The organism is Bacillus sp. SJZ110, assembly GCF_006715455.1.
Classification (GTDB): domain Bacteria; phylum Bacillota; class Bacilli; order Bacillales; family Bacillaceae; genus Bacillus; species Bacillus subtilis.
Genome location: NZ_VFNF01000005.1, coordinates 195,711 through 216,856, shown reverse-complemented (window position 1 = coordinate 216,856; position 21,146 = coordinate 195,711). Strand labels below are relative to the sequence as shown.

Genomic DNA, 21,146 nt, shown 5'->3' with positions numbered 1-21,146 from the left:
AGGTGAGGATATTGAAGAACATCGTCTTTTGCGGATTGAGCAGCAGAGCATTCAGTATGTTTATCAAACCGCTGTTGGAGCGGTTTTCAACTCATTATGAGATTACGGGATTGCTGGATGCCGATCCGAAACGTTTTGCCGTTTGCAAAAAGAAATTTCCCGAGCTGGCCCACGTGCCCGAGTTTAGCGAAGATGCTTTTGACGAGATGATGCGCGTGTCAAAGCCTGATATCGTCATTGTGGCAGGCAGGGACGATACGCATGTCACATATATTGTAAAAAGCCTTCAGTGGGATACAGATGTAATTACTGAAAAACCAATGGTGACAACAGTGCAGGATGCCAATCGGGTGCTTGAAGCGGAGGCCAAAAGCGAAGGAAAAGTCACCGTCGCGTTTAACTATCGCTACAGCCCGTTTCATCGGAAAATAAAAGAAATGATTCTGGACGGAAAAATAGGCAGGGTCACCTCCGTTGATTTAAATTGGTATATTGATACGTATCATGGCGCCAGCTATTTTAAACGCTGGAACAGGTCGAGACAGTTTTCCGGCGGTCTTTCTGTCCATAAATCAACACATCACTTTGATCTCGTCAATTGGTGGCTCGGGCAAAATCCGGAAGAGGTATTTGCTTATGGCGCCTTGAATTACTATGGGCCGGACAGTGAGTGGAACCCCTTGCCCGAAGAAGACGGGCGTTTTTGCGGGACGTGCCGGGTCAAAGAAAAATGCCACTACTATTCAAGGTGGCATCCCCGTTCCTCTAAAGCTTCTATAAAAGATGATCATCTCGAAGCAGGAGACCAGTCTAGCTTATATACTGCATACAGGCCTGACGCGTGTATTTTTGACGAGGAAATTGACATCGAGGATACGTACGTAGCGGCAGTCAAATATGATGGCGGCGCACTGTTAAGCTACTCGATTGTTTTTTCGGCCCCGTATGAAGGCTACCGGCTGACGATCAACGGCACAAAAGGGCGTATTGAATCAAATGAATTTCACGAACCTTCCAGAATTCCGTTTGCTTTTCCTGAGCAGACAATCGAATACTATCCGCTTTTTGAATCAAAGCAGACGATACAAGTAGTCAAAAATGAAGGGGGGCATGGCGGAGGTGATCCGCTTTTGCTTGAGGATCTTTTTTTAGGAAAAGACCCGCTGCGCCGCTATGATATTTTAGCCGGGGCTGAAGCTGGAGCCTACTCCATCGCGGTTGGTGAGGGAATGTGGCGCTCGGTTGCCGAAAAGAAGCCGATCGGCATGAAAGAGCTTTTTCAGATGCAGAATGTATAATGCAAAAAAAGGAGGGGGCACCATGGAACATGATGGCTCACTGGGACGGATGCTGCGTTTTTGCGAATGGATCATGAGATTTGCGTATACAAACTTGCTGTGGCTGTTTTTTACGTTGCTCGGTCTCGGTGTGTTTGGCGTCATGCCCGCGACCGCGGCTTTATTCGCTGTCATGCGGAAGTGGATTCAGGGGCAGGACAACGTTCCGGTGCTCAAAACGTTTTGGCAGGAATACAAGGGTGAATTTTTTCGTTCAAATCTGCTCGGAGCTGTACTGGCGCTCATCGGAGTGATCATTTATATTGATTTGGCCTTCATTTATCCAAGTCATTTCCTTCTGCACATCCTGCGCTTCGCCATTATGATATTTGGCTTTTTGTTCGTATCCATGCTTTTTTATGTGTTTCCGCTGCTTGTCCATTTTGACTGGAAAAAACGTCTGTATGTGAAATTTTCGCTCTTGCTCAGTGTGGCGTATTTGCAATATACGCTTACTATGCTTGCGCTGACTGTTGCTCTCTTTTTCTTGCTTGCGTACCTGCCCGGCATTGTCCCTTTTTTCAGCGTCAGCCTGATCAGCTACTGCCATATGCGGATTGTTTATGCCGTGCTGCTGAAAGTGGAGCAGCAAGGCGGCGAGCCACAGAGGGAATCCCATATACGGAAAGCTTTTTATCCGGAAACGAGATAATCATCATTTCTCTATCATAAGGCTGTTCCAAACGGAATAGATTGATAGAGAAAGGAGAGCGGATAAAATGCTGAAGGTAGCGGTATTTGATGAAGAGCATGAAAAAGACTTACAGACGGAAATCAATTCATTTTTAAAAGGGATATCGGAGGAGCAGCTGATTGATATCAAATATACGGTTTCGGCAGCGTGCGACCCAGACGGCGAGCAGCTTTACTGTTTTTCCGCCCTTATTTTATATCGCAAATAAAAAGATCTTTCCGCAGGCGCGGAAAGATCTTTTTTGTTAATATGCTTTTTTCACTCTTGGACTTCTCGGTTTATCGAGTTTCTCCGCTTTTTTGATCTCTCTTCTTTCTTTTGAGAGCGATTGATAGAGAGAGGCAATCATCAGCAGGATAACGATAGAAAACGGCAGCGCTGCCAGAATCGCTGTGTTCTGCAAAGCGGCAAGCCCTCCGGAATATAGGAGCACAGCCGCCATGGCAGACTGAATGATGCCCCAGCTGAGTTTCACAGAATTCGCCGGATTTAAAGAACCGTACGACGTCTGCATGCCCAGCACGAATGTAGCTGAATCTGCAGACGTGATAAAAAATACTGCGATCAGAATCAATGCAAGGATCGATGTCACCATTGTCAGCGGATAGTGATCAAGTGTTCCGAACAGCATCGTTTCAGTGGACAGCTTTGCTACATTGAACGTGCCTTTTTGCTGGAGATCCATGGCTGATACGCCGAAAATGGAGAACCATAGAAATGTCAAAATACAAGGTGTCACCAAGACGCCAATTAAAAATTCGCGGATCGTCCGGCCTCTGGATACACGGGCGATGAAAATGCCGACAAATGGAGACCAGGAAATCCACCATGCCCAATAGAAAATCGTCCAGCTGTTAATCCATTCGCGTTTTTCAGGATCATTCGGTGTCAGTCTGAAGCTCATTTGAACAATATTTTGAATGTATTGTCCGATAGAATCTGTAAATGAGTTCATTATCAGCACTGTAGGACCGACAACGAGCATAAACAACATTAACAATCCGGCCAATACCATGTTTGTGTTGCTTAAATACTTAATTCCTTTTCCGAGTCCGCTCCACGCAGAAAGTAAAAAGAGCACTGTCACAATAATGATTAAAACCAATTGGACGATAAACGCATTCGGAATGCCGAACAGGTAATTCAAACCGCCGTTAATTTGGGTTGCGCCAAGACCAAGACTTGTTGACACCCCGACAACAGTGGCGAAAACTGCAATACAGTCAATGGCCTTTCCGATCGGTCCGTTTACTTTATCCCCGAGAATCGGTGACAGTGTGCTGCTGATTAATCCGGGCGCGCCTTTGCGGAATTGGAAATAGGCAATGCATAATGCCACAATGGCATAAATGGCCCAAGCGTGCAAACCCCAGTGGAAAAACGTATAGCGGAGTGCATCTCTGAAGGCTTGGGGGGTTTCTGTTTCACCTGATGGAGAGCTAATTGCGTAATGGCTGATCGGTTCAGCCGCACCGTAGAATACTAAGCCGATTCCCATGCCTGCGCTGAACAGCATGGCAAACCATGATAATAACCCGAATTCCGGTTTTTCATCAGGCTTTCCGAGTTTGATTTTTCCGATCGGGCTGAAAATCAAAAAGAGACAAAACCCGACAAACAAAGAGACAACTAAAAGATAATACCAACCAAATGAATCGGTAATAAATGCTTGTGCCGATTGAGACACATTTTGCAGGCTGTCAGGAGAAATAACACCCCATAATACAGCTGCAGCTGTGATTGCAATCACAATCCAAAATACACTAGATATATGTTTCAACATTTCTCACCCTCTAATTTTTTGTGTACGCCTATATCTTGCTCGCAGGCTTAGTATGGTCGTACGATGGCAGCTCATTCCTCTCTTAAAATTACCCCGCAATCAGGTGAAACAAAACAAGTCTCACCCTAACATGAATGCGGGGAATGTTCAAATGTGAGTTTGGAGGCAAGAGATTTAAAGAGTAATGATTAAGAACGGGCGTATTGCCCGGCATTTAGCCCTGCAAGCCTGCCTGTGACAAGGGCGGAGGTAATATTGTATCCGCCTGTGTAGCCATGGATATCCAGAATTTCACCGCAAAAATAAAGCCCCTCCATTTTTTTAGAAGCCATCTTTTTCGGGTCAATTTCTTTTACAGATACCCCGCCTCCCGTGACAAATGCCTTATCAAGCGACAGTGTGCCATTTGCGAGGACAGTAAACTGCTTGCAGTCCCTTACAAATTGTCTGAAAGGATCCTTCGGCAGCTCAGAAAACGATACGTTCGGAGAGATGCCGTTTTTTTCGAGCAGGAATAGAAGATAGCGCTCCTGCATCCAAGGCTTCAGCACGTTTTTAATGGTTTTTTTCGGTGCTTCCTTCAGTTCTTTATACATCTTTTGGAAAAGCGTTTCTTCATTGATATCCGGATACAAGTCGATTCTGATCGGCACTTGAGGCTGTTTTTTCAGCTCTTTTACGACAAATTGGCTGCATCTGAGAATGGCAGGTCCTGAGAGGCCGAAATGGGTAAACAGCATGTCCATTTTATGTGTGATAATCGGTTTGCCTTTTTTATTTAACACACTGACGGCTACATCTCTTAGTGATAAGCCCTGAAGTGTTTTTTGCTTAATGAACGGTTCGCCAGAAGTGACGGGAACCTCTGTCGGAAACAGCTCTGTTATGGTATGGCCCGCGGCTTCAGCCCATTCATAGCCGTCTCCCGTGCTTCCGGTATGAGGCACGCTTTTACCGCCGACAGCGATAATGACTGCCTGGCTATGGATCATTTCGCCATTATTCGTCACAATCCCTGCTGCCTGTCCATCTTCATATAAAACAGATTTAATTTTCTCGTTCGTTCTGATTGTTACGCGGAGCTGCTTCAGCCTGTTTAACAGCGCGTCAACGACACTTTGGGCTTTGTCGGTCACAGGAAACATCCGGCCGTGATCCTCTTCCTTCAATTGAATGCCGAGGTTTTCAAAAAACTTGATAATGTCCTCATTATTAAATTCAGAAAACGCGCTGTATAAAAAACGCCCGTTGCCGGGGATGTGCTTGATAATTTCTTCCACAGGAAGGCGGTTCGTCACATTACAGCGGCCGCCCCCGGAAATCGCGAGTTTCCGTCCTAATTTATTTCCTTTATCTATCAGCAACACGCCAGCGCCCTGTTCTCCTGCTGCAATCGCAGCCATCAAGCCTGAAGGGCCTCCGCCGATTACGATTACGTCATATTGTTTCATCTTTATCATCAACTTTCTTTTCATTTCGTGTGCGGACACCCCCGTCCACAGTACTATTATAGCGAAAGAAAGCCGCTCCTTAAACGTCTTTTGCCGCGGACATGAATGTTCACAGGATTGCTTTTGTATTTATTACCGTCTAAATGCCCAGTTGTGGTAAAATAGAAAAGTTGAATCTTCGTAGAAAATGGTGATGAAGAAACATGTCAAGCAAACTGTTAAGAGGCACGTTTGTATTAACGCTCGGTACATATATATCGCGGATTCTGGGGATGGTCTATTTAATTCCCTTCAGCATTATGGTCGGGGCGACAGGCGGTGCATTATTTCAATACGGATACAACCAATACACTTTATTTTTGAATATTGCTACGATGGGCTTTCCGGCCGCTGTTTCTAAATTTGTTTCCAAATATAATTCAAAAGGGGATTATGAGACAAGCAGGAAAATGCTCAAGGCGGGCATGTCGGTTATGCTCGTCACAGGAATGATAGCCTTTTTCATTCTGTATCTATCGGCTCCGATGTTTGCGGAAATATCGCTGGGAGGCAAGGATAATAACGGCCTGACAATTGATCATGTTGTTTATGTCATCCGCATGGTCAGCTTAGCGCTTTTGGTCGTACCGATTATGAGCCTTGTCCGCGGATTCTTTCAAGGGCACCAAATGATGGGTCCGACAGCTGTTTCCCAAGTCGTTGAACAGATTGTCCGCATCATCTTTCTATTGAGTGCGACATTCTTGATTTTGAAGGTTTTCAACGGCGGCCTTGTCATCGCTGTGGGCTATGCAACCTTCGCAGCGCTGATCGGTGCCTTCGGTGGGCTGGTCGTGCTTTATATTTATTGGAACAAACGGAAGGGCAGCCTGCTGGCGATGATGCCGAATACGGGTCCGACAGCAAACCTAAGCTACAAAAAAATGTTTTTCGAGCTGTTCAGCTATGCTGCTCCGTACGTTTTTGTCGGACTAGCCATCCCTTTGTATAACTATATTGATACAAATACGTTTAACAAAGCGATGATTGAAGCCGGTCATCAAGCCATCAGCCAAGACATGCTTGCGATTCTAACCCTGTATGTTCAGAAGCTCGTGATGATCCCGGTTTCCCTAGCAACTGCTTTCGGACTGACATTAATTCCAACGATTACTGAATCGTTTACAAGCGGAAACTATAAGCTGTTAAATCAGCAGATTAATCAAACGATGCAGACGATCCTGTTTTTAATTATTCCGGCTGTTGTCGGGATCTCTCTATTGTCAGGACCGACGTATACGTTCTTTTACGGGTCAGAGAGCCTTCACCCTGAACTGGGAGCAAACATTTTGCTATGGTATTCGCCAGTCGCGATTTTGTTCTCTTTGTTTACAGTCAACGCAGCCATTCTGCAGGGCATCAATAAGCAAAAATTTGCGGTTGTCAGCCTTGTGATCGGTGTCGTGATCAAGCTTGTGCTGAATGTTCCGCTGATCAAGCTGATGCAGGCTGACGGAGCGATTTTAGCGACGGCGCTTGGATATATCGCTTCACTTTTATATGGGTTTATCATGATTAAGCGCCATGCAGGCTATTCGTATAAGATACTAGTTAAACGAACTGTTTTGATGCTTGTCTTATCAGCCATTATGGGTATTGCCGTGAAAATCGTGCAGTGGGTATTAGGCTTCTTTATTTCCTATCAGGATGGCCAGCTGCAAGCTGCGATTGTTGTGGTGATCGCGGCCGCTGTTGGCGGAGCTGTCTACCTGTATTGCGGCTACCGATTAGGATTTTTACAGAAAATTTTAGGCCGCCGTTTGCCAGGTTTCTTAAGGAAAGGCAGACATGCAGGCTGATGAACTAGATATGATGAAACTGAGGGCTCGCATGCTGCGGGCTTTCTTTTATAAAGGAGAGATTGGGAATGAGACTTGATAAGCTGCTTGCCAACAGCGGGTATGGTTCCAGAAAAGAAGTCAAAGCCGTTGTAAAGGCTGGAGCCGTGATGATCGACGGCAAACCTGCCAAAGATGTAAAGGCGCACGTTGATCCTGATACGCAGGAGGTGACCGTATACGGGGAACCGGTTGATTATCGAGAGTTCATTTATCTTATGATGAATAAACCGCAGGGCGTGCTGTCGGCGACTGAGGACAGCCGGCAGCAAACAGTGGTCGATCTGCTGACGCCGGAGGAGATGAGATTTGAGCCATTTCCAGCCGGCAGGCTTGATAAAGATACAGAGGGCTTTTTGCTGCTCACAAATGATGGCCAGCTCGCACATCGGCTCCTTTCTCCTAAAAAGCATGTTCCAAAAACATATGAAGTCCATTTAAAATCACAGATTTCTAGGGAAGACATCTCCGATTTGGAAACGGGTGTCTACATAGAGGGCGGCTATAAAACAAAGCCGGCAAGAGCGGAAATCAAAACAAACAACAGTGGCAATACCGTGATATACCTGACAATTACAGAAGGAAAATACCATCAGGTCAAGCAAATGGCAAAGGCAGTCGGCAATGAAGTGGTTTATCTGAAGCGGCTTTCGATGGGACGCGTTTCCCTAGATCCCGCTCTGGCACCCGGAGAATACCGTGAGCTGACAGAGGAAGAGCTTCATTTGCTCAATGAGCCGCAAGCATGACAAAAACCCCGCATATCGAATGCGGGGTTTTATTTATAAGCACACAAAAACAAGGCTCAGTAGTTTCTGCGCCCTATTATCTATCGGGCCGCTCTCAGGCGGCCCTATGTAATTTTTCAATTTATGAGGTAATCTTTACTTTCTTTCTCGTTGTCTCCCACTTGCCACGGCTTGGACTATGAACAAGATCATTATATGCCAACACATTTAAGTCTCTTTGAATCGTTCTAGGTGTAATGCCGAATTCGTCAACCAGTTCCTGTGTTGTCACAAGACCTTTTTCTTGGATAAACATGTAAACTGATTTGATTCGAGTTAGCATACGGTTTGTTGAAGGTTTCAAAAAACCACTCCCTATCATAAGATCGGATGGACTTGACTAACCACAACTCACGACTATCAACTGCGTACGAAATAGCAACAAAGGCAGACATCTGTAATTGTTATAATAATTCGCCCTCATTATACACGATATTGCAGTGATGAATCTAGGGATAACTCCTATTAATTTTTTCCAATTCGCGTTGGGCAGCCATCCTTGTTGGATTACTATGTATTTCGGCTCAATATTATTATGGTTAAAGAAACTTTTTTTATTCTGTTTCGTAGTAAATTTTGGAGGTGGGAGAGTTTTGACAAATTTGCTTGAAGCTTCAATAGAACAGGCCGGGTATACAAGCCGAAAAAAAGTGCTCACCGATGTTTTTCTGGAAGTCAGAAAAGGGGAACTGGTTGGACTGATCGGAGCTAACGGCGCCGGAAAAAGCACCGCAATCAAGGCGATACTCGGCCTTTCAGAAGATTTTAAAGGGCATATTGCCTGGAACGACTGTTCATTTGCATATATTCCGGAGCATCCGTCCTTCTACGAAGAACTGACGCTGTGGGAGCATTTGGATCTGATCAGCACACTCCACGGCATTGAAGAGAGTGAATTTGCGCATCGGGCCCAAAGCCTGCTGCAGACGTTTTCGCTTGATCAGGTCAAACATGAGCTGCCTGTCACCTTTTCGAAGGGCATGCAGCAAAAACTAATGCTTATCCAGGCCTTTCTCTCTAAGCCGGATATGTATGTGATTGATGAACCGTTTATCGGCCTTGATCCGATATCGACGAAACGCTTTGTGGACATGCTTAAGGCTGAAAAAGAACGTGGAGCCGGAATTCTTATGTGCACGCATGTACTCGATACCGCGGAAAAAATCTGTGACCGGTTTTATATGATTGAGAAAGGTTCATTATTTCTCCAAGGCACGTTAAAAGATATTCAGGACAAGACCGGATTAGAGGGGCAGTCATTGCTTGACTGTTTTTATAAGGCAGTTCAAGGTGATCGGCCATGAACGGGCGTACGCTCTTTTTTCGAAGGCTGTTTGACTATTACAAGTATCAGTTTAAAGTGTTGCATGCGGTCATTGACTGGACAGTCGCTCTCTATATTGTTTTGCCGGCGATTGCTTTTGTCATCTATCAGTATATTGATTTGATGAATGGAAGAGGCCTTCTTTATGAGTGGTCTGAAGTGGCGGAGTGGAGATGGCTGTACGCTGTGTGTGGGCTGATCATGTTTACAGGCTCGATTCGTACATTTTTAATGGAAGCGGACAAAGTGTTTTTGCTGCAAAAGAAAGAAATCATCTATCAGCTCAAACGGTACGCGCTTTTGTATTCTTTTCTCGTCACGATGGCTAAATGGCTGCTTCTCTTTTTCATTGTCCTTCCCTTGATCAGTCATTCTGTTCACATCACATTCGCAGAAAGCACTGCTCTATTGTGTTATTTGTTTGGCCTTCATATATTCTTTTTATCCTTAAAGCAAGACAGGATCAGAAAGCCGCGCTCTATTTCGAGATGGATTGGTGATATCCTTGTCAGAGCTATATTTTTTGCTGGTTCTGCTATCCTGATTGTTTTGACTCAGTGGCACTTGCTTGCGCTTTTTGGCATTTTATTTTTGCTTTTCTCAGTTATCCGCAGTTTGAAAAAGACGGCTTCGTTCACGGCTTTTGAAGCTGAGGTGACTGAAGAGAAAAAAAGCAGGCTTGCCCTTGCAGGACTTGTGATGATGATGAGTCAGGAGGCGGGAATGCCAAAAGTAAAAGACAGGATGAGAAGAAAACCGTTATTATACCGAAATTCAAAAAGGATATTTAAAAGACGAACGATCTGCACAGGCTATAAGGAATTGTTTTTTAAAGTCATGCTGAGGAATGGCGAGTATGCGAGGCAGATGTACATGCTATTGTCAGCTTTCACCGTTCTCATATTTGTTTCCCCAATTTGGCTGAAGGTGATTGCGCTGCTGGTCTATACAGGTGTTTGCCGTTATATCCTGACGCTTATTTTTGACAAGGTCATGGATGCCCCTTTTTTAATTGGCACCGATAAGGAAAGTGATGAATATTATCGGGCCAGAAAAAACTGTATCAACATCCTGCACTATGCGTTTGCCGCCTGTTGTTTTTTAGCGGCCGCTGTCTCTTTATTGTTTACATAAAAAACCCAAACGACGACGTTTGGGTTTTTTGGTCTATGTTATAAAATAAACAGCTGGATGAAAAACAGAATGGCGAAAACGATGACGAGCGGATGAATCTCTCTCCATTTTCCCCGCGCCGCTTTTACGATCGGATATGAAATAAAGCCAAGCGCAATTCCTGTTGAAATGCTGGATGTCAAAGGCATGGCCAGAATGACGAGAAACGCTGGAAATGCCTCGTCCATCTCTTTCCAGTTCATATTGGAAACCGAGCCCATCATCAAGCTGCCGACGATAATCAAAGCAGGCGAGGTGATGGCGGCTATACCGGACAAGGCGCTGACAAGCGGACTGAAAAACATTGAAGCCGCAAACATCACCGCGACAGTCAAAGCCGTAAGCCCCGTTCTTCCCCCGGCTGCGACACCGGCGGAAGATTCGATAAATGCGGTCGTCGGACTTGTGCCGAAAACAGCTCCTACTGTCGTCGCTGTTGAATCAGCAAGCAGCGCTTTTCGCACGTTAGGCAGCTTGTTGTTTTTCATCAGCCCGGCTTGCTCGGCAACTCCGATCATCGTGCCTGTCGTATCAAAAATGGTGACTAATAGAAAAGAAAAGACGACAGCGTACAGGCCGTGATGAATGACATCGCCAAAAGCGGTAAATGGATTTGAGATCATCAATCCTTCCGGCAAATGAGGAAGCGACATAAATCCCTTTGGAAAATGGAGCTGGCCGGTGAAAAAGGCGATCAAAGCGGTAGCTGCCATTCCGATAAATAAAGCGCCGCTTACATTCAGCACCATCAGGACCACGCTGATCAAAAGGCCAACCAGCGTTAAGATAACACCAGGTGAATGCAGATTGCCGAGAGTGACCAGGTTTGACTCATCAGCTGCCACAATGCCCGCTTGACGCAAACCGATAAATGCAATAAACAGCCCGATCCCTGTTGTGATCCCGTATTTTAAATTGTTTGGAATCGCTTCTATAAGTTGTTTTCTTAAAGGCGTTAACGATAGAATAATGAAGAGAACCCCTGCTGTAAATACTGCGCTGAAAGCTGTTGCGTACGTGATGCCGCCATCGCTTGCGCTTACGACATGAAAGGCTAAATAAGCGTTCAAGCCCATGCCGGGCGCAATAGCAATCGGATAATTTGCTGCCAGGGCCATCCACAGCGTTCCGACAATGGAGGCAATAATCGTTGCGGTGAACACCTGGTCGAAAGGAACCCCGGCGTTAGCCAGAATGACCGGATTGACCACGACGATATAGACCATTGTGAAAAAGGTCGTCAGCCCTGCTATGATTTCTTGCTTTATGGATGTTTGCTGCTCTTTTAGATGAAACATAGTATCCTCCAATTACGAACGTTTTAACAAAACACCATTAATATTATTCGTTTTATTTGGTTTTTGCAAGTCATTTCTTGCGGAAAGGGGATCATTATGAACTGGGAAGTTGAAGTGATCAGAAAAAAAGAGGATTTAATTCGTGATACGCAGGAATTTTTGAGAATCAACAGTGTCATGGACGAAACAACCGCCGGACCCGGTAAACCGTTTGGAGAGGGGGTAAACGCCAGCCTGACTTCATTGCTGGAGCTTGGAGAAAAAGAAGGCTTTACAACAAAAAATCTTGACGGCTTCGCAGGTCATATTGAATGGGGGGAGGGCGATGACATTATCGGCGTACTTTGCCATGTTGACGTCGTGCCGCCGGGAGATGGGTGGACGAGTGATCCATTTTCAGCTGAAATCCGCAACGGACGGATTTATGCAAGGGGCGCCATTGATGACAAAGGCCCGACAATGGCGGCATTCTACGCGCTGAAAATCGTGAAAGACATGAATTTGCCCCTGTCCAAGCGAGTCAGAATGATTATCGGAACAGATGAAGAAAGCGATTGGAGATGCGTAGAGCATTATTTCAAGCATGAAGAAATGCCAACAATGGGCTTTGCGCCTGACGCCGATTTTCCGATCATTAATGCGGAAAAAGGGATCATCGATGCTTCTTTACTTATTCCACACCGTCCAAATCAAGCAGAACCAAAGGCAGTGCTTGTCTCGTTTCAATCAGGCCTTCGCTTAAACATGGTGCCTGACGCTGCGGAAGCTGTCATTGAAGGGCCGAAAAATGAAGAGATTCTGTCTTCATTTAAAGACATGCTCCGCACGACGGACCAAAAAGGGGAAGCTGCAATAGAGAACGGACAGCTCATTTTGCGTATGTACGGTCTTTCCTGCCATGCGATGGAACCGAACAATGGGATCAATGCCGGCATTTTATTGTGCGAATTTCTCCAGCAGACTGAGCTTGACGATGCAGGAAAGCGGTTTGTGCAAGTTGTGACAGATAAGTTCTCAGGTGATACAAGAGGAAAAAAACTGGACATCGACTGTGAGGATGAAATCAGCGGTGAGCTGACATTAAATGTCGGAACACTGCGCTATAAAGAAGGGCAAGGAGGCGAGCTCGGGATCAATATCCGCTATCCTGTGACAGCTGAAAGCAAAGTGATCCGCGATGCATTCGAAAGCGCATCTGAATTTGAGCTGGGAGAATTCAAAGACAGCAAGCCGCATCACGTGTCCGCAGATCATCCGTTAGTCAAAACCCTGCAAAAGGTTTATGAAGGCCAGCTGGGTAAAAAAGCTGACTTAATCTCAATCGGCGGGGGGACATATGCGAGATCCTTAAAAGCCGGTGTCGCGTTCGGCCCGCTGTTCCCCGGACGTCCTGACAGCGCACACCAAAAGGATGAATATATCGAAATTGATGACCTGCTGAGATCGACAGCGTTATATGCTCAGGCCATTTACGAGCTTGCAAAATAAAAGGACCGGCTTCTGCTGAAGCCAGTCCTTTTTTTAAATAAATGACCATAAATCAGTTGATAAGTACCGTTCTCCTGTATCAGCTGTCATGCAGACCACAACTTTGTCAGGAGAGAGGCGTTTCGCTGTTTCGATTGCCGCGAAGCAGGCAGCGCCTGATGAAGGACCGACAAGAATTCCTTCTTCAGCAGCAAGCCGTCTTGTCGTCGTATACGCGTCTTCATCAGAGATTTTGATAATTTCATCATAAACGTCTTCATTTAAAATCGGCGGTATAAAGCCTGGGCTCGTTCCTACAAGTTTATGCGCGCCAGGTTTTCCGCCGGATAATACAGGCGAACCCGCTGGCTCAACAACATGAACCGTGATATCCGGAAAAAGCTCTTTGAGCGCCTCACCTGTTCCGGTAATGGTTCCGCCCGTTCCAGAGGAGGCGACAAAAGCGCCGAGCGGTTTTCCGATTTCCTCTATTGCCCGGGCGATTTCAGGCGCTGTTGTTTTCCGGTGCGCATCAGGATTAGCAGTGTTATCGAACTGCATTGGAATATAGCTGTTCGGAATTTGTTCGGCAAGCTCCTTCGCTTTTTTGATGCTGCCCGGCATTCTTTCCTCTCCGGGAGTTAATACAACCTCTGCACCGTAAGCTTTAAGTAGGTTGATCCGTTCCTTCGTCATCGTATCAGGCATAACTAAGATTGCTTTATATCCGCGTGCTGCCGCATTCATGGCGAGCCCGATTCCGGTATTTCCGCTTGTCGGCTCTATAATAACTGATCCCGGCTTGAGTAAACCGTTTTGTTCAGCTTCTATGATCATTTGATAAGCGGCTCTGTCTTTCACACTGCCGCTCGGATTGAAAAATTCAAGCTTCAAATAGACTTGTGCCGCATTTTCCGGCTGAAGCCGATTCAATCTCACTAGCGGTGTATCTCCTATCAGATCAGCTGTGTTTGCAACGATTTTCAACATTGTCATTCCTTTCTGAATAAAACAAGTGTCATATAATATCCTAACATAATAAACGTTTGTGCGAGAGTGTTTTCATACACTGTTCCTCTATCCGCACAGCCTCTTTATTGATAAAATAATAGCTGTCAAAGAAGGGAGTGTCAGACGGATGCCAGATATACGGCCTCATTATTTCATCGGTGTTCCCATACCTGAGGGAATTGCAAATCCGATCTACCAGGCTGCGAAAAACGAACCGGTATTGACGTTTCAAAAATGGGTGCACCCGCTTGACTATCATATCACGTTAATTTTTCTCGGAACGGCGGATGAGACACAAATAAAGAAGCTTGAAGTTTCGCTAGCAGAGATTGCTTCAGAAATTGACCCATTTTCAATTGAGTTTGACAAGATAGATGTATTCGGCGACCGCAGAAGGCCGCGCGTTTTACATCTGGAGCCAAAGAAAAACAAAACGCTTGATAGACTGCGGGAACATACGAAGCAGGCTGTACTTCAGGCCGGCTTTCAAGTGGAAAAAAGACCGTATCATCCTCATATGACGCTGGCAAGAAAATGGACAGGCGAAAATGGATTTCCAGCTCATGTTCCGTTTGAAAGCGGCGAAGTTTCGATGATGGCTGAACGATTTTCGCTCTTTCAAATACACTTGAACCAATCACCAAAATACGAGGAAATATTCAAATTTCAATTATCTTAATTCATTGCGGAGTGGAGAAACAAACATGGCACAAATCATCAAAATTCATGATTATATATCGAGATATGAGCTTGATCCGTACCATTATATCAACCAGTTTGTACGTCTGAAAAAAGAGCGCTGGCTTTCACTAGTAGAAGCAGCGGAGCGCCAGCATGAAGAAAGGCAAGCCAGTGCTGAAGAACCGGAACCGGTGCAGAAACGAAAAAAATTTTCATTGAAAAGAAGAAAAGAAGAGATAAAAGCCGATATACAAGAAGAGAGACACCAATGGTTTGAGGACGAAGAAGATATTCATGTAAGGCTCCCGAAGAGCAGGGTGGCGCTTGCTTCTTTTTATAAAAGACATTTATATGATTTTCAGCTCAAATGGGCAAGCTCTACTCTTTCAGAAATATCTCAACTCTCAAACCAGGTGAAGCAGGACCGCATTTTGCGTTATCTGACCCAGCAGCTGCCTGATTCTTATTTTATTATGTATAAGCCTGTGCTGAAAATTCAGCAGGCGGCGGTTGAATTAAGCATTGTGATTATTTCTCCTCTGGAAATTTATTGCGTTTCTTTTTTAGAGGCTGAGGAAGACAGTGTCTACATAGGGTCTAAAAATCGTTTTTGGGACAAGAAAACAGCCTCTCAGACTGCATCAGTGTTAAATCCAGGGCTTAGCCTGTTTCGTACGGACTCGGTTGTGTCGAAGATCGTAAAGGAAAAACAGGCTGAGATCCCAGTTCGAAAATTGCTTCTGAGCAGAACGTCGTACATCGATTACCCGGAGCCGCCATACGGCTTAGAAATAGCGGATAAGCGGAGCGCGGAAGAATGGATTGAGCGGCAGAAGAAAAACACTGCTCCGATCAAACATCATCAGGTAAAGGCTGCAAAGGCTCTATTGTCTTACTGCATGTCTGACTCCTATCGCAGACAGGAGTGGCTGGAGTAAAAGAGAACGATTTGAGCGGTTTTCTCATAACATAAGCAGGTGAGAAAGATGAGCCATTGGTTTTTTATTATTAATCCGACAGCAGGACATCGAAACGGCCTGCGTGTTTGGAAGTCCATTCAAAAAGAATTGATCAAACGAAAGGTTGAGCACCGTTCATTTTTAACTGAACATCCGGGACACGCCGAGGTGCTCGCCAGACAGATTTCAACGATACAGGAATATAAGCTGAAGCGTCTGATCGTCATTGGCGGAGACGGAACCATGCATGAAGTTGTCAACGGGCTGAAAGATGTTGACGATATTGAGCTGAGCTTTGTGCCGGCGGGCGCATATAATGATTTTTCGCGAGGATTCTCTATTAAAAAAATCGATCTGATACAGGAAATCAAGAAGGTAAAGCGCCCGTTAACAAGAACCTTTCATTTAGGGAGCGTCAATTTCCTTCAGGATAAATCACAGATTCTTTATTTTATGAATCATATCGGGATCGGGTTTGACGCATATGTTAATAAAAAGGCGATGGAATTTCCGTTGAGACGGGTTTTTCTTTTTCTCCGCCTTCGATTTCTGGTGTATCCGCTTTCTCATTTGCACGCTTCGGCAACCTTTAAGCCGTTTACGTTAGCTTGTACGACGGAAGACGAGACGCTCGAATTTCATGATGTCTGGTTTGCCGTTGTATCCAACCATCCGTTTTACGGGGGAGGCATGAAGGCGGCGCCCCTAGCAAATCCGCGCGAGAAGACATTTGATATTGTAATCGTTGAAAACCAGCCGTTTTTGAAAAAATATTGGCTTTTATGTCTCATGGCATTTGGAAAACATACAAAGATGGATGGCGTTACGATGTTTAAAGCGAAGGACATTACATTTTACACGAAGGACAAAATCCCGTTCCATGCTGACGGAGAAATCATGGGCACTACCCCGTTTCGTCTGGCTTCTAGTCCTTCACCCCTAAGGATCAAAACATAAACGTGTTTGAAGGAGAGAGCTTCCGATGGTCAGCATCCGCCGCAGCTTCGAAGCGTATGTCGATGACATGAATATCATTACTGTTCTGATTCCTGCTGAACAAAAGGGAATCATGACACCGCCGTTTCGGCTTGAGACAGAAACAACATTTTTTCCTCTGGCTGTCAGGGAGGAATACTCCCTTGAAGCAAAATACAAGTACGTCTGCGTATCCGACCATCCTGTGACATTTGGAAAAATCCATTGCGTCAGAGCATCCAGCGGCCACAAAACGGATCTCCAAATTGGCGCGGTCATCCGGACGGCTGCGTTTGATGACGAATTTTATTATGACGGAGAGCTGGGCGCCGTTTATACCGCGGATCATACCGTATTTAAAGTATGGGCGCCTGCTGCAACCTCAGCTACTGTCAAGCTTTCATACCCCAATAAAAGCGGGCGCACATTCCAAATGACTCGGTTGGAAAAAGGCGTCTATGCCGTTACGGTCACAGGTGACCTTCACGGATATGAGTATTTGTTTTGCATCTGCAACAATTCAGAATGGATGGAAACCGTTGACCCGTATGCCAAGGCTGTGACTGTAAATGGAGAGAAGGGCGTCGTCTTGCGCCCGGATCAAATGAAATGGACTGCTCCTCTTAAACCATTCTCACACCCTGTGGATGCCGTCATCTATGAGACGCACCTTCGCGACTTCTCCATCCATGAAAACAGCGGCATGATAAACAAGGGAAAATACTTAGCATTAACGGAAACTGATACACAAACCGCAAATGGCAGTTCTTCGGGACTGGCGTATGTAAAAGAGCTTGGTGTTACACATGTGGAGCTTCTGCCGGTGAATGATTTTGCCGGAGTTGATGAAGAGAAGCCGCTTGATGCATACAATTGGGGATATAACCCGCTTCATTTCTTTGCCCCGGAGGGAAGCTATGCCTCAAACCCTCATGATCCTCAAACGAGAAAAACAGAGCTGAAACAAATGATCAATACCCTGCATCAGCACGGTCTGCGAGTCATTCTGGATGTTGTTTTTAACCATGTGTATAAGAGGGAGAATTCCCCCTTTGAAAAGACAGTGCCCGGTTATTTTTTCCGGCACGACGAATGTGGGATGCCATCAAACGGCACCGGCGTTGGCAATGATATTGCATCAGAAAGAAGGATGGCAAGAAAATTCATTGCGGATTGCGTGGTCTATTGGCTTGAAGAATACAATGTTGACGGCTTCCGCTTTGATCTCCTCGGGATTTTAGATATTGACACCGTGCTTTATATGAAAGAGAAAGCAACTAAGGCAAAGCCCGGAATCCTGCTTTTTGGAGAAGGGTGGGATCTGGCTACACCGCTGCCGCATGAACAGAAAGCTGCTTTGGCGAACGCGCCAAGAATGCCGGGCATCGGTTTTTTTAATGATATGTTTCGTGACGCTGTAAAAGGGAACACCTTTCACCTTATGGCAGCAGGGTTTGCGCTCGGCGGCAGTGAATCAGCACAAGCTGTGATGCATGGAATTGCCGGGTCTTCCGGATGGAAGGCATTAGCACCGATTGTTCCGGAACCAAGCCAGTCCATCAATTATGTCGAATCACACGACAATCACACCTTTTGGGATAAAATGAGCTTCGCGCTTCCTCAAGAAAATGACAGCCGAAAGCGAAGCAGGCAAAGGCTTGCAGCCGCGATTATTTTGCTTGCCCAAGGGGTGCCGTTTATTCACAGCGGCCAGGAATTTTTCCGGACGAAGCAGGGAGTGGAAAACAGCTATCAATCCAGTGACAGCATCAACCAGCTCGACTGGGATCGCCGTGAAACATTCAAAGAAGATGTTCACTATATCCGCAGGCTGATCTCGCTGAGAAAAGCGCATCCTGCATTCCGTCTTAGGTCCGCTGCAGACATCCGGCGCCATCTTGAATGCTTGACGCTAAAAGAACACCTTATCGCATACAGGCTTTATGATCTTGACGAGGTTGACGAATGGAAAGATATCATTGTTATCCATCACGCGAGTCCAGACTCCGTCGAGTGGAGGCTGCCAAACGACATACCTTATCGGCTTTTATGTGATCCATCAGGATTTCAGGAAGACCCGGCAGAAATTAAGAAAACGGTTGCAGTAAACGGCATCGGAACGGTTATCTTATATTTAGCATCAGATCTTAAGAGTTTTGCTTGACGAAGTTTGTGCTATAGCGCTAAAATTTAAAGGACGGCTATTGATTAGCATATGAGACTCTCAATAGCTGTCTTTTTTATTTTTATACGATTCGTACGAAAAAGGCATTCGCTGGATAGACTAGAAACGATTAGCCTTAATTCTAAAATATTTTAAGAAATGATGGGTTGAACATTGATATGAACTGGTTGGGACAATTACTAGGTAGCGATTGGGAGATCTTCCCCGCCGGAGGAGCTACAGGAGATGCATATTATGCGAAACATAACGGGCAGCAGCTTTTTTTAAAACGTAATAGCTCACCTTTTTTAGCTGTTTTATCCGCCGAAGGCATTGTTCCGAAGCTGGTTTGGACAAAACGGATGGAAAATGGGGACGTCATTACGGCCCAGCACTGGATGACCGGCAGAGAGCTGAAGCCTAAAGACATGAGCGGACGGCCCGTTGCTGAATTGCTTCGTAAAATACACACATCAAAAGCCTTGCTGGACATGCTGAAGAGACTTGGAAAAGAACCGCTGAACCCGGGGGCTCTTTTGTCTCAGCTGAAGCAGGCTGTATTTGCTGTGCAGCAATCTTCGCCGCTGATTCAAGAAGGGATCAAGTATTTGGAAGAACACCTGCATGAAGTGCATTTCGGTGAGAAAGTCGTTTGCCATTGTGATGTCAATCATAATAACTGGCTATTGTCTGAAGACAACCAGCTGTATTTAATTGACTGGGACGGCGCCATGATCGCTGATCCGGCGATGGACCTCGGGCCTTTGCTGTACCACTACGTCGAAAAGCCAGCTTGGGAGAGCTGGCTGAGCATGTACGGCATAGAGCTGACAGAAAGCCTTCGGTTGCGAATGGCTTGGTATGTGTTATCTGAAACAATTACTTTCATTGCCTGGCATAAAGCAAAAGGCAATGATAAGGAATTTCATGATGCAATGGAAGAGCTGCATATCCTCATGAAACGAATTGTTGATTAATCAGGAATACGACTCCATTTGCTCTACCCATTGAGACAGGCTGTTCTGATGCTCTTGTATGTGTGAGTCGATGGATTTGGACGATATTCCTGATTGGCTGTAGCGGTAAACATCTTCAAGTACGTTTTTGAAATTTGAATCAAGCTCGGTGTTTGCCATCAGTGATTTAATCACACGCTCAAGCTGCTCGTACTCTGCGACTGTTCCGCAGCAGTCCAATTGATGGTCAGTCAATATATCCTTCAATAAATGAACTTGATGCTCATAATGTAAACCCATAACGGTACACATCCCTTCAGTATCATACGGGTTAAATTGTTCAAAACAGAGCGTTTTTATACATGTGAAAGGAGTGTTCCAGCAGACGGGACCCTCTTTTTTTATGCGCTCGGCCTTAAGAGAGATACACTGGAAAAACGAGCTTGCGGGTCTTTTTAATTCATGGTATGTTGTTAGTCGAAATAATAGATAGAGGTGTCAATCATATGAGAATGCGCCACAAGCCTTGGGCTGATGACTTTTTGGCTGAAAACGCAGATATTGCCATCAGCAATCCTGCTGATTATAAAGGGAAATGGAACACAGTGTTTGGCAACGACAATCCGATCCATATCGAGGTTGGTACAGGAAAAGGCCAATTTATTTCTGGTATGGCCAAACAAAATCCCGACATCAATTATATTGGTATTGAGTTATTTAAAAGCGTCATCGTGACAGCCGTCCAAAAAGTAAAAGACAGCGAAGCGCAGAATGTAAAGCTTCTGAATATAGATGCGGACACGCTGACGGATGTGTTTGAGCCGGGGGAAGTGAAACGGGTCTACTTGAACTTTTCTGATCCTTGGCCGAAGAAACGGCATGAAAAACGCCGCCTGACATATTCCCACTTCCTCAAAAAATATGAAGAAGTAATGGGCAAAGGCGGAGCGATTCATTTTAAAACGGACAACCGAGGTTTGTTTGAGTACTCTTTGAAGAGCTTCTCTGAGTACGGCCTCCTGCTGACATACGTCAGTCTCGATTTGCATAACAGCAATCTCGAAGGCAATATTATGACAGAATATGAAGAAAAATTCTCTGCACTCGGCCAGCCGATCTATCGGGCTGAGGTTGAATGGAGAACGTAAAGACAGACTCTGACAGGAGTCTGTTTTTTTTATGGACCGTTTGCTACCATGATGACAGGG

At 45.4% G+C, this 21,146-nt stretch carries 20 protein-coding genes; 14 read left to right on the top strand and 6 right to left on the bottom strand.

Going from position 1 to position 21,146, the window contains the following annotated elements; all coding sequences use genetic code 11:
* Positions 1-11 precede the first annotated feature (11 nt).
* From FB592_RS15800 to FB592_RS15790, 3 genes are all read left to right on the top strand, one after another.
* On the top strand, positions 12-1,298 hold the full coding sequence (locus tag FB592_RS15800; protein ID WP_021480330.1) for a Gfo/Idh/MocA family protein: 1,287 nt from the start codon (positions 12-14) through the stop codon (positions 1,296-1,298).
* Positions 1,299-1,320: 22 nt separating this feature from the next.
* Positions 1,321-1,989 (top strand): YesL family protein, encoded by a 669-nt coding sequence (locus FB592_RS15795; protein WP_141949755.1) that lies wholly within the window; start codon positions 1,321-1,323, stop codon positions 1,987-1,989.
* A gap of 67 nt (positions 1,990-2,056) precedes the next feature.
* The gene (locus FB592_RS15790) at positions 2,057-2,239 is read left to right on the top strand and encodes a sporulation protein Cse60 (protein WP_003223398.1); all 183 of its coding nucleotides are present in this window, start codon (positions 2,057-2,059) and stop codon (positions 2,237-2,239) included.
* 36 nt (positions 2,240-2,275) lie between these two features.
* Here the strand turns inward: FB592_RS15790 and opuD are convergent, their stop codons facing one another.
* Positions 2,276-3,814, bottom strand: a complete 1,539-nt coding sequence (opuD, locus tag FB592_RS15785; protein ID WP_015384403.1) for a glycine betaine transporter OpuD — start codon at positions 3,812-3,814, stop codon at positions 2,276-2,278.
* Between the two features lie 188 nt (positions 3,815-4,002).
* Positions 4,003-5,265, bottom strand: coding sequence for a BaiN/RdsA family NAD(P)/FAD-dependent oxidoreductase (locus FB592_RS15780; protein ID WP_003229222.1), 1,263 nt, complete (start codon positions 5,263-5,265; stop codon positions 4,003-4,005).
* Between the two features lie 203 nt (positions 5,266-5,468).
* On the opposite strand from FB592_RS15780, the gene murJ reads away from it, so the two are divergent.
* Both murJ and FB592_RS15770 read left to right on the top strand, forming a co-directional pair.
* On the top strand, positions 5,469-7,103 hold the full coding sequence (gene murJ, locus FB592_RS15775) for a lipid II flippase MurJ (RefSeq protein WP_014480588.1): 1,635 nt from the start codon (positions 5,469-5,471) through the stop codon (positions 7,101-7,103).
* Positions 7,104-7,171: 68 nt separating this feature from the next.
* Positions 7,172-7,891: a pseudouridine synthase gene (locus FB592_RS15770; RefSeq protein ID WP_101502192.1), complete on the top strand. Its 720-nt coding sequence runs from the start codon at positions 7,172-7,174 to the stop codon at positions 7,889-7,891.
* 121 nt (positions 7,892-8,012) lie between these two features.
* Here the strand turns inward: FB592_RS15770 and FB592_RS15765 are convergent, their stop codons facing one another.
* Positions 8,013-8,234: a DeoR family transcriptional regulator gene (locus FB592_RS15765; protein ID WP_003152337.1), complete on the bottom strand. Its 222-nt coding sequence runs from the start codon at positions 8,232-8,234 to the stop codon at positions 8,013-8,015.
* 289 nt (positions 8,235-8,523) lie between these two features.
* Here FB592_RS15765 and FB592_RS15760 point away from each other — a divergent pair, with 289 nt between their 5' ends.
* Positions 8,524-9,234, top strand: coding sequence for an ABC transporter ATP-binding protein (locus FB592_RS15760; RefSeq protein WP_042977616.1), 711 nt, complete (start codon positions 8,524-8,526; stop codon positions 9,232-9,234).
* A complete protein-coding gene (locus FB592_RS15755) occupies positions 9,231-10,388 on the top strand; it encodes an ABC transporter permease (protein ID WP_070547642.1) in 1,158 nt (385 codons plus the stop codon). Before FB592_RS15760 ends, FB592_RS15755 begins: the two co-directional genes overlap by 4 nt.
* A gap of 38 nt (positions 10,389-10,426) precedes the next feature.
* On the opposite strand, the gene pbuO is transcribed toward FB592_RS15755, so the two are convergent.
* Positions 10,427-11,725, bottom strand: a complete 1,299-nt coding sequence (pbuO, locus tag FB592_RS15750; RefSeq protein ID WP_014480583.1) for a hypoxanthine/guanine permease PbuO — start codon at positions 11,723-11,725, stop codon at positions 10,427-10,429.
* A 96-nt stretch (positions 11,726-11,821) separates the two neighbouring features.
* On the opposite strand from pbuO, the gene pepV reads away from it, so the two are divergent.
* A complete protein-coding gene (gene pepV / locus FB592_RS15745; protein ID WP_021480325.1) occupies positions 11,822-13,213 on the top strand; it encodes a dipeptidase PepV in 1,392 nt (463 codons plus the stop codon).
* Positions 13,214-13,246: 33 nt separating this feature from the next.
* Here pepV and cysK read toward each other — a convergent pair whose 3' ends face one another.
* Positions 13,247-14,182 (bottom strand): cysteine synthase A, encoded by a 936-nt coding sequence (gene cysK / locus FB592_RS15740; RefSeq protein WP_003229237.1) that lies wholly within the window; start codon positions 14,180-14,182, stop codon positions 13,247-13,249.
* Positions 14,183-14,330: 148 nt separating this feature from the next.
* Between cysK and thpR the strand changes: the two genes are divergently transcribed.
* The 5 genes from thpR (at position 14,331) to FB592_RS15715 (ending at position 19,959) form a co-directional block, all read left to right on the top strand.
* Positions 14,331-14,882 carry an RNA 2',3'-cyclic phosphodiesterase gene (gene thpR / locus FB592_RS15735; RefSeq protein ID WP_070547640.1) on the top strand — a complete coding sequence of 184 codons (552 nt, stop codon included), beginning with the start codon at positions 14,331-14,333 and terminating at the stop codon, positions 14,880-14,882.
* A 25-nt stretch (positions 14,883-14,907) separates the two neighbouring features.
* A complete protein-coding gene (locus tag FB592_RS15730) occupies positions 14,908-15,822 on the top strand; it encodes a hypothetical protein (protein ID WP_003229241.1) in 915 nt (304 codons plus the stop codon).
* 48 nt (positions 15,823-15,870) lie between these two features.
* On the top strand, positions 15,871-16,800 hold the full coding sequence (locus FB592_RS15725) for a YegS/Rv2252/BmrU family lipid kinase (RefSeq protein WP_021480323.1): 930 nt from the start codon (positions 15,871-15,873) through the stop codon (positions 16,798-16,800).
* A 25-nt stretch (positions 16,801-16,825) separates the two neighbouring features.
* Positions 16,826-18,982, top strand: coding sequence for a type I pullulanase (gene pulA / locus FB592_RS15720; protein ID WP_141949753.1), 2,157 nt, complete (start codon positions 16,826-16,828; stop codon positions 18,980-18,982).
* Between the two features lie 179 nt (positions 18,983-19,161).
* Positions 19,162-19,959, top strand: coding sequence for a phosphotransferase family protein (locus FB592_RS15715; protein WP_009967993.1), 798 nt, complete (start codon positions 19,162-19,164; stop codon positions 19,957-19,959).
* Here FB592_RS15715 and FB592_RS15710 read toward each other — a convergent pair whose 3' ends face one another.
* Positions 19,960-20,238, bottom strand: a complete 279-nt coding sequence (locus FB592_RS15710; RefSeq protein WP_041851100.1) for a YtzH-like family protein — start codon at positions 20,236-20,238, stop codon at positions 19,960-19,962.
* Between the two features lie 206 nt (positions 20,239-20,444).
* Between FB592_RS15710 and trmB the strand changes: the two genes are divergently transcribed.
* Entirely contained in the window at positions 20,445-21,086 is a 642-nt protein-coding gene (gene trmB / locus FB592_RS15705; RefSeq protein WP_021480321.1) for a tRNA (guanosine(46)-N7)-methyltransferase TrmB, read from the top strand.
* Positions 21,087-21,146 lie beyond the last annotated feature (60 nt).

Bases quoted from the DNA above. Each gene is read 5' to 3' on its own strand.
- opuD (WP_015384403.1), bottom strand. From the start codon at position 3,814: ATGTTGAAACATATATCTAGTGTATTTTGGATTGTGATTGCAATCACA.
- FB592_RS15725 (WP_021480323.1), top strand. From the start codon at position 15,871: ATGAGCCATTGGTTTTTTATTATTAATCCGACAGCAGGACATCGAAAC.
- FB592_RS15730 (WP_003229241.1), top strand. From the start codon at position 14,908: ATGGCACAAATCATCAAAATTCATGATTATATATCGAGATATGAGCTT.
- thpR (WP_070547640.1), top strand. From the start codon at position 14,331: ATGCCAGATATACGGCCTCATTATTTCATCGGTGTTCCCATACCTGAG.
- pbuO (WP_014480583.1), bottom strand. From the start codon at position 11,725: ATGTTTCATCTAAAAGAGCAGCAAACATCCATAAAGCAAGAAATCATA.
- FB592_RS15780 (WP_003229222.1), bottom strand. From the start codon at position 5,265: ATGAAACAATATGACGTAATCGTAATCGGCGGAGGCCCTTCAGGCTTG.
- FB592_RS15715 (WP_009967993.1), top strand. From the start codon at position 19,162: ATGAACTGGTTGGGACAATTACTAGGTAGCGATTGGGAGATCTTCCCC.
- FB592_RS15710 (WP_041851100.1), bottom strand. From the start codon at position 20,238: ATGGGTTTACATTATGAGCATCAAGTTCATTTATTGAAGGATATATTG.
- pepV (WP_021480325.1), top strand. From the start codon at position 11,822: ATGAACTGGGAAGTTGAAGTGATCAGAAAAAAAGAGGATTTAATTCGT.
- cysK (WP_003229237.1), bottom strand. From the start codon at position 14,182: ATGTTGAAAATCGTTGCAAACACAGCTGATCTGATAGGAGATACACCG.
- murJ (WP_014480588.1), top strand. From the start codon at position 5,469: ATGTCAAGCAAACTGTTAAGAGGCACGTTTGTATTAACGCTCGGTACA.
- FB592_RS15795 (WP_141949755.1), top strand. From the start codon at position 1,321: ATGGAACATGATGGCTCACTGGGACGGATGCTGCGTTTTTGCGAATGG.
- trmB (WP_021480321.1), top strand. From the start codon at position 20,445: ATGAGAATGCGCCACAAGCCTTGGGCTGATGACTTTTTGGCTGAAAAC.
- FB592_RS15790 (WP_003223398.1), top strand. From the start codon at position 2,057: ATGCTGAAGGTAGCGGTATTTGATGAAGAGCATGAAAAAGACTTACAG.
- pulA (WP_141949753.1), top strand. From the start codon at position 16,826: ATGGTCAGCATCCGCCGCAGCTTCGAAGCGTATGTCGATGACATGAAT.
- FB592_RS15755 (WP_070547642.1), top strand. From the start codon at position 9,231: ATGAACGGGCGTACGCTCTTTTTTCGAAGGCTGTTTGACTATTACAAG.
- FB592_RS15770 (WP_101502192.1), top strand. From the start codon at position 7,172: ATGAGACTTGATAAGCTGCTTGCCAACAGCGGGTATGGTTCCAGAAAA.